14 protein-coding genes are annotated in these 12,669 nt (G+C 71.5%); 8 read left to right on the top strand and 6 right to left on the bottom strand.

The features are described 5' to 3' along the window. Window position 1: 1 nt before the first annotated feature. On the top strand, window positions 2-364 hold the full coding sequence (locus ACH4U7_RS17605; protein ID WP_398528794.1) for a GntR family transcriptional regulator: 363 nt from the start codon (window positions 2-4) through the stop codon (window positions 362-364). A gap of 17 nt (window positions 365-381) precedes the next feature. On the opposite strand, the gene ACH4U7_RS17600 is transcribed toward ACH4U7_RS17605, so the two are convergent. The 3 genes from ACH4U7_RS17600 to ACH4U7_RS17590 all read right to left on the bottom strand — a co-directional run bounded on the left by ACH4U7_RS17600 (window position 382) and on the right by ACH4U7_RS17590 (window position 2,908). Then, window positions 382-948 (bottom strand): Uma2 family endonuclease, encoded by a 567-nt coding sequence (locus ACH4U7_RS17600; RefSeq protein WP_398528793.1) that lies wholly within the window; start codon window positions 946-948, stop codon window positions 382-384. A gap of 90 nt (window positions 949-1,038) precedes the next feature. Next, on the bottom strand, window positions 1,039-1,953 hold the full coding sequence (locus ACH4U7_RS17595; protein WP_398528792.1) for a LysR family transcriptional regulator: 915 nt from the start codon (window positions 1,951-1,953) through the stop codon (window positions 1,039-1,041). 58 nt (window positions 1,954-2,011) lie between these two features. After that, window positions 2,012-2,908, bottom strand: a complete 897-nt coding sequence (locus tag ACH4U7_RS17590; protein ID WP_398528791.1) for a YhjD/YihY/BrkB family envelope integrity protein — start codon at window positions 2,906-2,908, stop codon at window positions 2,012-2,014. Between the two features lie 85 nt (window positions 2,909-2,993). Here ACH4U7_RS17590 and ACH4U7_RS17585 point away from each other — a divergent pair, with 85 nt between their 5' ends. Together ACH4U7_RS17585 and ACH4U7_RS17580 are read left to right on the top strand one after the other, a co-directional pair. Then, entirely contained in the window at window positions 2,994-3,968 is a 975-nt protein-coding gene (locus tag ACH4U7_RS17585) for a hypothetical protein (RefSeq protein WP_398528790.1), read from the top strand. Window positions 3,969-4,049: 81 nt separating this feature from the next. Further along, the gene (locus ACH4U7_RS17580; RefSeq protein WP_398528789.1) at window positions 4,050-4,262 is read left to right on the top strand and encodes a hypothetical protein; all 213 of its coding nucleotides are present in this window, start codon (window positions 4,050-4,052) and stop codon (window positions 4,260-4,262) included. A gap of 132 nt (window positions 4,263-4,394) precedes the next feature. On the opposite strand, the gene ACH4U7_RS17575 is transcribed toward ACH4U7_RS17580, so the two are convergent. Then, a complete protein-coding gene (locus tag ACH4U7_RS17575) occupies window positions 4,395-5,291 on the bottom strand; it encodes a helix-turn-helix transcriptional regulator (protein WP_398528788.1) in 897 nt (298 codons plus the stop codon). Between the two features lie 128 nt (window positions 5,292-5,419). On the opposite strand from ACH4U7_RS17575, the gene ACH4U7_RS17570 reads away from it, so the two are divergent. The 5 genes from ACH4U7_RS17570 (at window position 5,420) to acnA (ending at window position 11,721) form a co-directional block, all read left to right on the top strand. Then, window positions 5,420-6,082 (top strand): DsbA family protein, encoded by a 663-nt coding sequence (locus tag ACH4U7_RS17570; RefSeq protein WP_398528787.1) that lies wholly within the window; start codon window positions 5,420-5,422, stop codon window positions 6,080-6,082. Between the two features lie 27 nt (window positions 6,083-6,109). After that, window positions 6,110-6,871: a nuclear transport factor 2 family protein gene (locus ACH4U7_RS17565; RefSeq protein ID WP_398528786.1), complete on the top strand. Its 762-nt coding sequence runs from the start codon at window positions 6,110-6,112 to the stop codon at window positions 6,869-6,871. Between the two features lie 151 nt (window positions 6,872-7,022). Beyond that, window positions 7,023-7,958, top strand: a complete 936-nt coding sequence (locus ACH4U7_RS17560) for a protein-ADP-ribose hydrolase (protein WP_398528785.1) — start codon at window positions 7,023-7,025, stop codon at window positions 7,956-7,958. Beyond that, entirely contained in the window at window positions 7,955-8,851 is an 897-nt protein-coding gene (locus ACH4U7_RS17555; protein WP_398528784.1) for an NAD-dependent protein deacetylase of SIR2 family, read from the top strand. The genes ACH4U7_RS17560 and ACH4U7_RS17555 overlap by 4 nt, the downstream gene beginning before the upstream one ends. 152 nt (window positions 8,852-9,003) lie before the next feature. Beyond that, on the top strand, window positions 9,004-11,721 hold the full coding sequence (gene acnA, locus ACH4U7_RS17550) for an aconitate hydratase AcnA (protein ID WP_398528783.1): 2,718 nt from the start codon (window positions 9,004-9,006) through the stop codon (window positions 11,719-11,721). A 77-nt stretch (window positions 11,722-11,798) separates the two neighbouring features. Here acnA and ACH4U7_RS17545 read toward each other — a convergent pair whose 3' ends face one another. Then, window positions 11,799-12,302: a hypothetical protein gene (locus ACH4U7_RS17545; RefSeq protein WP_398528782.1), complete on the bottom strand. Its 504-nt coding sequence runs from the start codon at window positions 12,300-12,302 to the stop codon at window positions 11,799-11,801. Then, window positions 12,299-12,538 carry a hypothetical protein gene (locus ACH4U7_RS17540; protein ID WP_398528781.1) on the bottom strand — a complete coding sequence of 80 codons (240 nt, stop codon included), beginning with the start codon at window positions 12,536-12,538 and terminating at the stop codon, window positions 12,299-12,301. Before ACH4U7_RS17540 ends, ACH4U7_RS17545 begins: the two co-directional genes overlap by 4 nt. Between the last annotated feature and the right edge of the window lie 131 nt (window positions 12,539-12,669).

The raw sequence follows: 12,669 nt of genomic DNA, 5'->3' as shown, positions 1-12,669 counted from the left end.
CATGCTGTTCACGGTCGATCCCGGCTCCCCGGTCCCGCTCGGCGATCAGATCGCCGCCTCCGTACGCCGCGCCATCGCCGACGGCACGGTCCACCCCGGCGAACGCCTCCCCGCCGCCCGCGCCCTCGCCGACTCCCTCGGCGTCAATGTGCACACCGTCCTGCGCGGCTACCAACGGCTCCGCGAAGAGGGCCTGATCGAACTGCGCCGCGGCCGCGGCGCCGTCGTCACCGGCACCCCCACCTCCGCCGGCCGCGCCCGCCTCGTCGAGGGCGTCCACGGCCTGGTCAGCCAGGCCCGCGCGATCGGGCTCTCCGACGACGAACTGCTGGCCCTGGTGCGCAACGGCCTCACGGGCGGTTGAGGCGGTGAGAGCGGGGGTCAGAACTCGGAGGTGTCCAGCTCCAGGTCGAACGGGTCGGGGAGGTGGATGGGTGTCCCGAACGGATGCGGGCCGTGCACCTCGGTGTAGCCCAGATCCCCGGGCTGGCTGTAGAGGGTGCAGGTGCGCTCCTGCCGGTCGACCAGCAGATACAACGGGGCGCCGTACTCGGCGTAGCGGCGGCGCTTGACGATCCGATCGGTGTCCCCGTTCGAGTCTGAGGTGACCTCGACGACCAGTAGGGTCTGGCCGGGCAACAGCGCTCCGGCGCCCTTTGCCAGATCTCCGGGCACGACGGCGAGATCTGGTACGAACCAGTTAGCGGTGCCAGGGAGATCGAGATCTCCCGAACCTGTCAAGCACTCCAGTTTGTCGACTACAGGACTGATCTGCCGACGGATCTTGTCAGCGACATTTTCATGATCCCACGACGGCACGATGTGTTGGATGACCCCCTCGACGATCTGCACTCGGTCTCCCTCGATGTGCTGGATCGCGTACTTCAGCGCGGTTTCGGGGTCGTCGGCCACGTACGAAGCCGTGTCCGAATGGGGTTGTGCGCTCATCGGTCCTCCACCAGGCGACGTAACTGCAGCATGACGACTGCGCAAGGTCTATCGCAATCCTTCACGACCTGGGGTGTTTCGCCCCGGCGATCACTCGTACAGGTGACCACCCGCCCTCATCCCCGCCACCAGCTCCGCGAAGTCCGCGGCCGGGTCGTCCAGGGGCGTCCCGTGGAGGAGTTCGACGCGGTGTACGAGGCGTGGGGAGACCAGGGGGATCGCGACGATGCCGGGGGCGCCCTTGGTGGCCGAGTGGGGGAGGAGGGTCAGGCCGTGGCCCGCTGCGACCAGGGTGAGGAGGGCCCGTACGTCGGTGCCCTCGTACCGCAGGGCGGCGCGGAAGCCGTCGGTGCCGCCGACGGCGCGCAGGTGGCGCAGGGGGACGGCGGCGTCGGGGGCGTCGAGCCAGCGCCAGCGGGGGCCGGCGAGGTCGGTCAGGCGCAGGCCGAGGCGGCGGGTCAGGGGGTGGCCGACGGGGAGGGGGACGACGAGCGCGCCCTCGGCGATGGGCAGGGTGGACAGCGGGCCGAGGTCGGGCAGCGGCAGGGGGTCGCCGGGCGCCGTCAGGCCGTCGGTCAGACCGAGGTCGAGCTGTCCGGTGGCCATGGCCGCGGGGATCTCGTCGCGGCCCAGGAGCCGTACGGCCGTCCGCACGCCCGGGTGGGCCCGGCGCACCTCGGCCAGGGCCGCCGCGACCCGGGGCGTCATGGCGGGCGGCGAGGCGCCGAGCGTAAGGCGCGCGGTGGTGGCTCCGGCGAGGCGCTCGACATCCGCGCGGGCCGCGTCCAGCCGGTGCAGCAGTGGGCCCGCGTGCTCCAGCAGCCGCGCGCCCGCCGCGGTCGGCGCCACCGGACGCCGGGTCAGCAGCGGGGTCCGCAGATCCGCTTCGAGCGTGGCGATGTGCCGGGACACGGCTGACGGGGGGAACCCCAGGTCGCGCGCGGCCTCCGAGAAGGACGCGCGGCGGGCCACGGACACGAAGGTGCGGAGCAGGTGCGGATCCATCGCTTCAGTATTCCGGCTCGCCCGGCACCCGATGACCTCATCTCCGGGCGCCTGACGCTCAGGGAGCGTCAGGTGGGCGAGCGTTCGAATCCGGGGTGTCCGGCGGCCGGGCGACCAGCCGCGCGTACCAGGCGGAGGAGGCCACCAGCTGGCCGATCGCCAGTCCCGCCACCACGATCAGAAACACCACGATGAGCCAGGACAGCAGCGTGAAGACGGGGCCGAGGGGGCCGAAGTCGGCGAGGCTGCGGTCCATGGCACGCGGCATGACCAGACGGGAGGCATAGCCCAGCGCGACGGTGCCGGTGCCCGCGAGCACCGCGCCCGGCAGCAGCGGCAGCCATCCGACCCGGCCGCCCAGCAGCAGGTGCTGGGTCCACCACCACAGCAGGACGGCCGACAGCAGGGACAGCACGAGCCCCGAGACGATCCCGGTGCCGAAGCCCCTGCGCACCGGCGCCTGGACGAACAGCACCGCCAGCCAGACCAGCACCCACAGCAGCCAGCGCCACGCCGCCACGCGCATCCTCGCCCTGGGCAGGTTCCAGCACCGCTCGCAGACCGTCTGCAAGGCCCGGCTGAAGGCCGTGGCCGACACCAGCGCGACCAGGAGACCCACGGCGCCCGAGGGTTTCCTCGTCGTACCGGACGCGGCGAGCGCCCGGCGCAGCTCTTCCAGCGCCTTGCCGCGCACACCGACCACCGAGCGCACGGAGTCCGCCAGCAGGCCCTTCCAGCCCTCGGGAGCGAAGGCCGCCACCACCATCAGCAGCGGCAAGGCAGTCAGGAACGCCTGCGCGGCCAGTCGGCTGGCGGCCTCCAGAGTGTTGACCGCCAGCAGCCGCTCCGTCAGCCGGGCGACCGGCCCGGCGACTGACAGGGAGCGCGCCGCGGCCAGGACACTCCGTGCTCCGCCGAACCGGGGTGGCCGGTGTTCGTCTCCGTCGGAACTCACCGCCTGCCTCCTGCGTTCCAGGCTGCCACCTCGGACGGTCCCAGGAGTTCACCCCAGCTGCCGCCACCGCCGATAACGGGTGCTTGTGACCGCCGTTCGCCGCCGCCGCGGCGACGCCCAGCAGCACCAGGACGAGGACGACGAGGCCCAGGACGAGCGCCACGGACGCCGGGGTGGGGTGGTTCCACAGGACGAGGGCGAGCGCGCCGCCGCCGATGACGACCCCGGTGGTCCAGCCGCGGTGGCCGTCCAGCCAGCGGCCCGTAACGCCCGTACGCACACCGGCGCGGGCCAGGGCCCGGCCGGTGGCGCCTGTGGCGCGGGCGGCCCCCGAGCGCACGGCGCGGGCGCCGCGCCCGGGGCCGTACAGATAGCCGGACAGCACGGTGATGACCGCGATGACCAGGATCGTGCGGGTGCTCTCGCGCAGAAAGCGCACGAAGGTGTCGTAGATGGTGGCGGCGGCGTCCTCGGGCAGCGTGGTGGGCGGGACGGAGTCCAGATAGACCCGGCGCACTACGGCGAGGCCGACGAGCAGCACCAGCATCATCACCGCGACGCCGATGCCCACGCTCATCAGCGCCACCCGGTGCGCGGGGGCCGTCCCCACGGCGAGGGCGGCGAGCACGAGCGCCGTGATCGGCAGCCAGACGCCCAGTACGTTGAGCAGCCGCATGGCGTCCTGCGCCTTGTCGAGCTTGTCGGTCCGCAGCAGCGGAACCGTCCGCTCCACGGTGGGGATGTGCGCGGCCTTCTCGTAGCCCGCGTCGACCAGTCTGCGTTTGACGTTGTCGATGAGGGTGCCGATGTCCAGGACGATGGTGTTCCCCCTGGCCTGGACGGCGCTGGGCCCCTCGCCGGTGAGGACCTTCACCACGGCGGCGTGCGCCCGGCGGTTGGCGGCGGTCCACACCTGGGCGAACTGGTCGCTGTGCACCACCTTGGCCACCACGTCGTGGACGGCGGTGGTGAGGGCCGTCTTCAGCGGCCCGGTCAGCAGCCGGGCGCTGTCGGCCACCCGGGGCGGGGCGCCGACCCGGTCGAGGGCCTTGGTGAGTGAGGCGGTGACCCCGGCGACGTCGACGTTGTCGACGACGCGTTTGGTGAGCCGGTCGGTCACGGCGTTCTGTACGGAGGGGTCGTGGGCCAGCGGCGCAACGGTCCGTACGTACTGGTCGGTGTCGGAGACCTCCTCATGCGCCCAGGTGGCGACCATGGCGAGCGGTGCCAGCAGCACGGCAAGTACCAGCAGCACCGACGCGCCCGCGTACCGCAGTCGGCGGTGGCGGACGGCGACCGCCTTGCGCAGCCGCTCGTACTCCTGGCGCTCGGTGGCGCTCAGCGGAGGTTCTGAAGGCGGTTCTGAAGGCGGTTCGGAGGGAGTGCCCGAGGAGTCCATGCGGTCCTCCTTCGCATGATCCTCATGGTGCGCGGAGGCGCGGGTGATCGCCACGCGGGGCGCCCGCGGGCCTACGGCCGCCGGGTTTCACTTCGCGGGGTGCCCGCGGACCGTGTCGCGGAAGGCGATCGGGGCCTGTCCGGTGCGCTGGTGGAAGTACTTGCTGAAGTGGGTCGCGCTGGAGAAGCCGAGGTGGCCGGCGATGCGGGCGGCGGTCCGGTCGCTGTGGGCCAGGAGGCGCTTGGCTTCGAGGACGACGCGACGGTCGATGAACTCCTTGGCGCCGAGGCCGGCGGTGGCGAGGGTGGCGCGGGAGAGGGTGCGGGCCGAGTAGCCGAGCGCCTCGGCGTAGTCCTCGACCCGGCGGGTGCGGGTGAAGTCCTTCTCCACGGCGTCACGGAAGCGCAGGTAGGTGGGGTCGGGTTCGGGTGCGGGACTGCCGGCGGGCGTGGTGAGGTGGGTCAGGCGCAGGACGAGGACGGCCAGCAGGTGGCGCAGGACCGCGGTGTGGACCTCCAGGGGCAGCTGTCCGAGTGCGTGGAACTCGGCGGTGAGGTGGTCGGCGGCCAGCCGCAGGGCCGCGGCGTCGTCGGGAAGGGGCCGGCGCAGGACCGGGGCGTGCGGGTCCTCCGTGCGGGCGCCGTCGGTGGTGGCCGGATCGAGGAAGTCCTGGCGGAACAGGAACAGGGTGCCTTCGGCGTGGGTCAGGTCGCCCCACTGCTGGACCTGGCCGGGGCGCACCCAGAGCCAGGAGCCGGGGTCGAGGGCGTAGGCGGTGAAGTCGACCGTGTGCCACAGGGTTCCGCCGGTGAGGGTGAGCAGGTGGTGGAAGTCCGGGCGCTGGGGGGCCGTGAGCCGCTCGGCGCGTACGCGGTGGCGCAGGCCGGCGAGGGGCAGCACTTCGACGCCCGCGGGGGTTCCGGCAGGCGCGGCGAAGGAGATCTCCGGGATGCCGCGATCGGCATCATGTCGCTTTTTGACCATCGTGAGTCGTCAGCGTATCTGATTCGGCCTGTTCATCGCCCCTAACTTGGAGGTGTCAGCCGATCCGGCATCGAGACGATGTCGGAAAGCAGTAAGGGAAAAGCAAGAGACGAGAGGGGAGGAGTGTGATGCCTTCGGCGGAGCGAGCCTCGCTGACGTACGCCTTCGACGCGTACTGCCCCTGGTGCTACGGCTTCGGCCCGGCCCTGCGGGCCTTCGCCGAGGACAACGCACACCGCATCCGGCTCGATGTCCTGTCGGCCGGCCTCTACACCGGTGCTCGAGCACGGCGGGTGGCGGACTACCCGCACCTGCCGGCCGAGCACGGCCGTATCGCGCGGTTGACCGGTGTCGTCTTCGGCGCGGGCCATGAGCGCGCGCTGTCGCAAGGGACGGCCGTGCTGGACTCGGCCGCCGCGGCGGCGGGAGTGTCCGCGCTGCGCGACCAGCCGGGCATCAGCGAACTGGATGTGGCCGAGGCCGTGCAACGAGCGTGGTTCGTCGACGGCCGAAGCCTGTCCGACGCCGAGGTCTACCGGGATATAGCCGACGAGCTCGGCGCGGACGCGGACGCCGTGACCACGGCATACGCGTCCTCGGGCGGCCGGGAGAAGGCCCGCGCCGACTTCCGTGCGCTGCGCCGCCTGCGCGTCACCTCCTACCCGACGCTGCTGCTGCACACCGCTGACGGCGCCGACCACATGGGCGGCGCGGCGTCCACGGCAGCTGCCCTGACCGCCGCACTCGACCAGCGCCTGACGACAGCCGTCCGCAAGCCCTCCACCCAATGACCTGACCGCACAAGGAGACGACCCGTCATGAGCAACGCCAAGAACACCGTCCTGTCCGCCGCCGGCGAGCTGTTCGGCCGGAAGGACCCGAGCGCGGTGGACCGCTGGGTCGCCGCCGACTACCGCCAGCACAGCGCCCTGGCCGCCGATGGCCCCGAGGCCCTGCGCGGGCTGGTGGCCGGGCTGCCGGAGGGCTTCCGTTACGAGGGAGCCCGGGTGATCGCCGACGGCGACCTGGTGGCCCTGCACGGCACGTACCACGGCTTCGGCCCCGAGCCGCTGGCCGCCTTCGACATCTTCCGCGTCGACGCCGACGGCAGGCTCGCCGAGCACTGGGACGCCCTGACCCCGGTGGTCGAGGACACCGCCTCCGGCCGTTCGCAGACCGACGGCCCCGCCGAGGTCACCGCGCCGGAGACAACCGAGGCCAACCGCGCCCTGGTCGCCGAGTTCGCGCAGAAGGTCCTGGTCGGTGCCGACTACTCGGTGCTCACCGACTACATCTCGACCGAGACCTACCACCAGCACAACCCGGAGGCCGCCGACGGCCTGGACGGTTTCGGGGCCGCCGCCGCGAAGTGGGCCGAGCAGGGCAAGAACCTCGCCTACAAGACCGTCCACAAGGTCATCGCCGAGGGCGAGTTCGTCCTGCTCCAGTCCGAGGGCGAGTTCGGTGTCCCCGTCGCGTACTACGACCTCTTCCGCGTGGCCGACGGCAAGATCGTCGAGCACTGGGACGTCATCGCCCCGATCGCGGCCGAGCTCCCCCACGACAACGGTCTGTTCTGACGCCCGCGACCGGGCGGGCGGCGGCCGCGTCGCCGAACTCCACACCAAACCCTCGAACCCGCGAACCCGCCCGAACGAACGGACGCGCCGCCGCGCCGACCAGGCAACGCCGGGTGGCCGCGGCGGCGCGTCCCCACTGCCGGAGACTCCCGTGTACACCACCGCACTGCCGCTCGATGCCTACACCACCGCCATCACCCTGGATGAACCCTTCCGGCCCGTCGCCCGACATGCCCCGGCCACTCACCCCGCCGACCAGGTCCGCGAGGTCCTCGGTCTGCTGGGCGACGACCCGGCGGCAGCGCGGGCCGGATGGCGACCCGGCGCGGCGGACCGGGTCGACGAAGCCACCGCCCGGCGGCTGCTGCGCGCCGTGCTGACCGTCCGGGAACCTGACCCGCTGCCCGCCGGGGCCGCCCGGGTGCTGGACGCGCTCCTGGCTGGTGAACGCCTGGCGCGCGACACCACCGGCGCGGCCTCGCTCCCCACCGTCCGCGACACGCTTCCCGGCACCACGTACTCGGCCGCCGACCGTACGGCGCTGTGGCAGGGCGACATCACCACCCTTGACGCGGACGCCATCGTCAATGCCGCCAACAGTGCCCTACTGGGCTGCTTCACCCCGATGCACCCGTGTATCGACAACGCCATCCACGCCGCGGCAGGCCCCCGCCTGCGCGCCGACTGCCACACGATCATGTCCCTGCAGGGCCACCCGGAGCCGACCGGCACCGCCAAGATCACCCGGGGCTACCACCTGCCCGCCCGCTACGTCCTGCACACCGTCGGCCCGATCGTCGACGGCCCCGTGCTCCCGCGGCACCAGCGAGCTCTGGCGGCCTCGTACCGCGCCTGTCTCGATCTCGCCGCTGAGGTGGACGGCCTGCGCACCGTCGCGTTCTGCGGAATCAGCACCGGCGTCTACGGCTACCCCAAGACGCCCGCCGCCCGCATCGCCCTGGACACCGTGGCCGACTGGTTCGACCGCCACCCCGCCCGCCTCGACCGCGTGATCTTCAACGTGTACACGGACGACGACCGCGCCGCCTACGTCCGTGCGCTGACCGAAGGGATCCAGCCCCGATGAACCATCCCACCTTCGACCCGGAAGGCGCCGCCGGCACGATACGCAGCTGGCTCGCCGAGGCCGACCGCGTCCTGATCACGGCCGGGGCCGGACTCAGCGCCGCCGCCGGATACGACTACGGCGACGAAGACCGCTTCCAGGAGCTCTTCCCCGCCCTGCACCGCCTCGGCCTGCGCTCCCGCTACCTGGTCGGCGTGCCCCTGCCGCCCGACCTGCTGTGGGGCTACTGGGCCGTCCACATCGACGACATCCGCTTCTCGCCCACCCCCAACCCCCTCTACCAGCGGCTGCGCGAACTGGTCGGCGACAAGGACCACTGGGTGATGACGTCCAACGTGGACGGCCTCTTCGCCCGCAACGGCTTCGCTCCCGACCGGATATTCACCCCGCAGGGCGACTACGGCCGATACCAGTGCACCACCCCCTGCGCCCCCGCCGTCTGGGACAGTGAGCCTCTCGTCGCACGGCTCCTCGCCGCGTACGACCCGGACACCGGCGCCGTCACCGACCCCGACGCCCTGCCCCGCTGCCCCAACTGCGGCGGCGAGGTCGAGATCAACGTCCGCGTCGGACCCGAGTTCATCGACTCCCCCTATCTCCCCGCGGGCCGCCGCCTCCAGGACTGGCTGGGCACGGCCCCCTCCGGCACCCGTCTGCTCATCCTGGAGTTCGGCGCCGGATTCAACACCCCCGGCGTGATCCGATGGCCCGGCGAACACCTCACCCGCAGCCTCCCCCATGCACGCCTCGTGCGTATCAACCCCGCCCACCCCGAAACCCCCGCCGACCTCGCCGACCGGGCCCTGCCCGTCCCCGCCGACGCCCAACACCTGCTCGGAATGGCCGGCAGTCAACGGCAGTGCGAGCCCGCCGTGCGGCGGTCCATGTATTAGGGTTATCTTGACATCGAGATATCCGCCGGAAGGCGCACCGCGGCCGCGCCAGTAAGGCTTGCCTAACTAAGCCTGACCTTACCTGATGGGCGAGGGCATGGGGCGGCAGGATTGCGGTAGTACGCGCGAGATCATGCATGAAGGAGACTGTCGTGTCGGCGAACAGCTTCGACTCCCGTAGCACACTGCAGGTGGGCGACGAGTCGTACGAGATCTTCAGGCTGGACAAGGTGGAGGGGTCCGCCCGTCTGCCGTACAGCCTCAAGGTGCTGCTGGAGAACCTGCTCCGCACCGAGGACGGCGCGAACATCACCGCCGACCACATCCGCGCGCTGGGCAACTGGGACCCGAGCGCCCAGCCCAGCCAGGAGATCCAGTTCACGCCGGCCCGCGTGATCATGCAGGACTTCACCGGCGTGCCGTGTGTTGTGGACCTCGCCACCATGCGCGAGGCCGTCAAGGAGCTGGGCGGCGACGCCGCCCGTATCAACCCGCTCGCCCCCGCCGAGCTGGTCATCGACCACTCGGTCATCGCCGACCGCTTCGGCACCCCCGAGGCCTTCACCCAGAACGTGGAGCTGGAGTACGGGCGCAACAAGGAGCGCTACCAGTTCCTGCGCTGGGGCCAGACCGCGTTCGACGAGTTCAAGGTCGTCCCGCCGGGCACCGGCATCGTCCACCAGGTCAACATCGAGCACCTGGCCCGCACCGTCATGGTCCGGGGTGGACAGGCGTACCCCGACACCCTGGTCGGCACCGACTCGCACACCACCATGGTCAACGGCCTGGGCGTGCTGGGCTGGGGCGTCGGCGGCATCGAGGCCGAGGCCGCGATGCTGGGCCAGCCGGTCTCGATGCTGATCCCGCGCGTCGTCGGCTTCAAGCTGACCGGCTCGCTGCCGACCGGCACCACCGCCACCGACCTGGTGCTGACGATCACCGAGATGCTGCGCAAGCACGGTGTGGTCGGCAAGTTCGTCGAGTTCTACGGCGAGGGCGTCTCGTCCATCCCGCTCGCCAACCGCGCCACCATCGGCAACATGTCGCCGGAGTTCGGCTCCACCGCCGCGATCTTCCCGATCGACGGCGAGACCATCAGCTACCTCAAGCTCACCGGCCGCAGCGAGCAGCAGCTCGCGCTCGTCGAGGCGTACGCCAAGGAGCAGGGCCTGTGGCTGGACCCGGCCGCCGAGCCCGACTTCTCCGAGAAGCTGGAGCTGGACCTGTCGACGGTCGTCCCGTCGATCGCCGGCCCCAAGCGCCCGCAGGACCGGATCGTGCTGGCCGAGGCCGCCGAGCAGTTCGCCCAGGACGTGCGCAACTACGTCTCGGAGGACGAGGAGACGGGCAAGGAGTCCTTCCCGGCCTCCGACTCCCCGGCCATTGACCACAACGGCATGCCGACCAAGCCGACCCCGGTCATCGCCCCCGACGGCAGCCAGTACGAGATCGACCACGGCGCCGTCACCGTCGCCGCGATCACCTCCTGCACCAACACCTCCAACCCGTACGTCATGGTCGCCGCCGCCCTCGTGGCCAAGAAGGCCGTGGAGAAGGGCCTGACCCGCAAGCCGTGGGTCAAGACCACCCTGGCCCCCGGGTCCAAGGTCGTCATGGACTACTACGACCGCGCCGGCCTCACCCCGTACCTCGACAAGCTCGGCTTCAACCTCGTCGGCTACGGGTGCACCACCTGCATCGGCAACTCCGGCCCGCTGCCGGAGGAGGTCTCCAAGGCCGTCAACGAGGCCGACCTCGCCGTCACCTCCGTGCTGTCCGGCAACCGCAACTTCGAGGGCCGGATCAACCCGGACGTCAAGATGAACTACCTGGCGTCCCCGCCGCTGGTCGTCGCGTACGCCATCGCGGGCTCCATGAAGGTGGACATCACCAAGGACGCGCTCGGCACCGACCAGGACGGCAACCCCGTCCACCTGGCCGACATCTGGCCCTCCGAGAAGGAGGTCGAGGAGGTCGTCGCCTCCGCGATCGGCCAGGAGATGTTCAACACCAGCTACGCCGACGTCTTCGCGGGCGACGCGCAGTGGCAGGCGCTGCCCATCCCGACCGGCAACACCTTCGAGTGGGACCCGGAGTCCACCTACGTCCGCAAGCCCCCGTACTTCGAGGGCATGACGATGGACCCGGCGCCGGTCCAGGACGTCACCGGCGCCCGGGTGCTCGCCAAGCTCGGAGACTCGGTCACCACCGACCACATCTCCCCGGCCGGTGCCATCAAGGCCGACACCCCGGCCGGCAAGTACCTCACCGAGCACGGCGTCGAGCGCCGCGACTTCAACTCCTACGGCTCGCGCCGAGGCAACCACGAGGTCATGATCCGCGGCACCTTCGCCAACATCCGGCTGCGCAACCAGGTCGCGCCGGGCACCGAGGGCGGCTTCACCCGCGACTTCACCCAGGACGGCGCCCCGGTCTCCTTCATCTACGACGCGTCGCAGAACTACCAGGCCGCGGGCATCCCGCTGGTGATCCTGGCGGGCAAGGAGTACGGCTCCGGCTCCTCCCGCGACTGGGCCGCCAAGGGCACCGCGCTGCTGGGCGTCAAGGCCGTCATCGCCGAGTCGTACGAGCGCATCCACCGCTCGAACCTCATCGGCATGGGCGTGCTGCCGCTCCAGTTCCCGGAGGGCGCCTCGGCGCTCTCGCTGGGCCTGACCGGCGAGGAGACCTTCTCCATCACGGGCGTCACCGAGCTGAACGACGGCACCACCCCGCGCACCGTCAAGGTCACCACGGACACCGGCGTCGAGTTCGACGCGGTCGTACGCATCGACACCCCCGGTGAGGCGGACTACTACCGCAACGGCGGCATCATGCAGTACGTGCTGCGCTCGCTGATCCGGAAGTAAGTCCCGGGCGGAAGCCAGACGGACGGGCCGCACACCTCGGTGAGGGGGTGCGGCCCGTTCGCCGTTCGCTGCCGGGATCAGGGGCGGAGGTCCCCGACCGTGCGGGCGTCATCGGCGGGTCGGCCGGTGTCCTGGCCGGTCCCGATGAGGTAGCCGCCGAGTGCGGCAGCCACCATGAACGTGGTCAGGACCAGCGGCCCGGCGAGTCGCCCCAGCCACGCCGCAGTGCGCCGCCAGCAGGGGCCCCAGCGTCCGGGGGCGCGGTGCGCGGCGGGCGCCGCCCGGCCGGCGGTGCCGGCACTGCGGGCCGGGGGCAGCATGGCCGTGCCGTGGCCGTCCGGGGTGCGTACGGGGTCCACGCGCCAGTGACGCTCAACAGTCACGAGGAACTGCCCATGATTCAGCCCTTGTTGCTGGGCGTGGAGGATGGCCCAGCGCGCGACGGGACCGGGATCGCTGTCCACCCGCCCCGACGTGGCCGGGCACGTCATGCACTCGGCGAGATAAATCCCGTCCGGCGCACCCTGCGCGCGTTCGGCACTGAGCACCAGATCCGAGCCTTTCAGGATGGTTCGCGTCACTGCCACGCCCCTGGCTCGAACCGGCAGGGACGGGTGATGATCTCCCGATAGGTGTAGTGCTCCGGCTGCGCTTTCAGATGGCCGGTCGCCCAGGTGTGCGCGGCGGCCTGCTCGTCGCTGGGGTCCCCGGTCTGCTCGCACACCGCGCACTGCATGGCGAACGTGAGCGGTTCGGCGTCAGGCTCGGTGTCGGGGATGAGCTGGAACTCACGGAATCGGTAGACAGCCCGAGTCATACCCGCTCCCCTCCAGCGCGAGCGCTCTCCTTGCCGTGGTCCGGGTGCCGCCTCAATAACACGGCACAGTCGGTGACCTTGCTCAGGTCTCCGGCCCTGCGCGCCGCTTCCTTCTCGCGCTCCAGGCGGGC

The organism is Streptomyces sp. NPDC020845 (assembly GCF_044334165.1).
Classification (GTDB): Bacteria; Actinomycetota; Actinomycetes; order Streptomycetales; family Streptomycetaceae; genus Streptomyces.
Note: the sequence above shows the minus strand (reverse complement) of the source record. Positions and strands in the feature narration are given on the sequence as shown.

Excerpts from the sequence above, each read along its gene's own strand:
- ACH4U7_RS17540 (WP_398528781.1), bottom strand. The coding sequence starts at position 12,538 with ATGACTCGGGCTGTCTACCGATTCCGTGAGTTCCAGCTCATCCCCGAC.
- ACH4U7_RS17570 (WP_398528787.1), top strand. The coding sequence starts at position 5,420 with ATGCCTTCGGCGGAGCGAGCCTCGCTGACGTACGCCTTCGACGCGTAC.
- ACH4U7_RS17605 (WP_398528794.1), top strand. The coding sequence starts at position 2 with ATGCTGTTCACGGTCGATCCCGGCTCCCCGGTCCCGCTCGGCGATCAG.
- ACH4U7_RS17555 (WP_398528784.1), top strand. The coding sequence starts at position 7,955 with ATGAACCATCCCACCTTCGACCCGGAAGGCGCCGCCGGCACGATACGC.
- ACH4U7_RS17595 (WP_398528792.1), bottom strand. The coding sequence starts at position 1,953 with ATGGATCCGCACCTGCTCCGCACCTTCGTGTCCGTGGCCCGCCGCGCG.
- ACH4U7_RS17565 (WP_398528786.1), top strand. The coding sequence starts at position 6,110 with ATGAGCAACGCCAAGAACACCGTCCTGTCCGCCGCCGGCGAGCTGTTC.
- ACH4U7_RS17575 (WP_398528788.1), bottom strand. The coding sequence starts at position 5,291 with ATGGTCAAAAAGCGACATGATGCCGATCGCGGCATCCCGGAGATCTCC.
- ACH4U7_RS17600 (WP_398528793.1), bottom strand. The coding sequence starts at position 948 with ATGAGCGCACAACCCCATTCGGACACGGCTTCGTACGTGGCCGACGAC.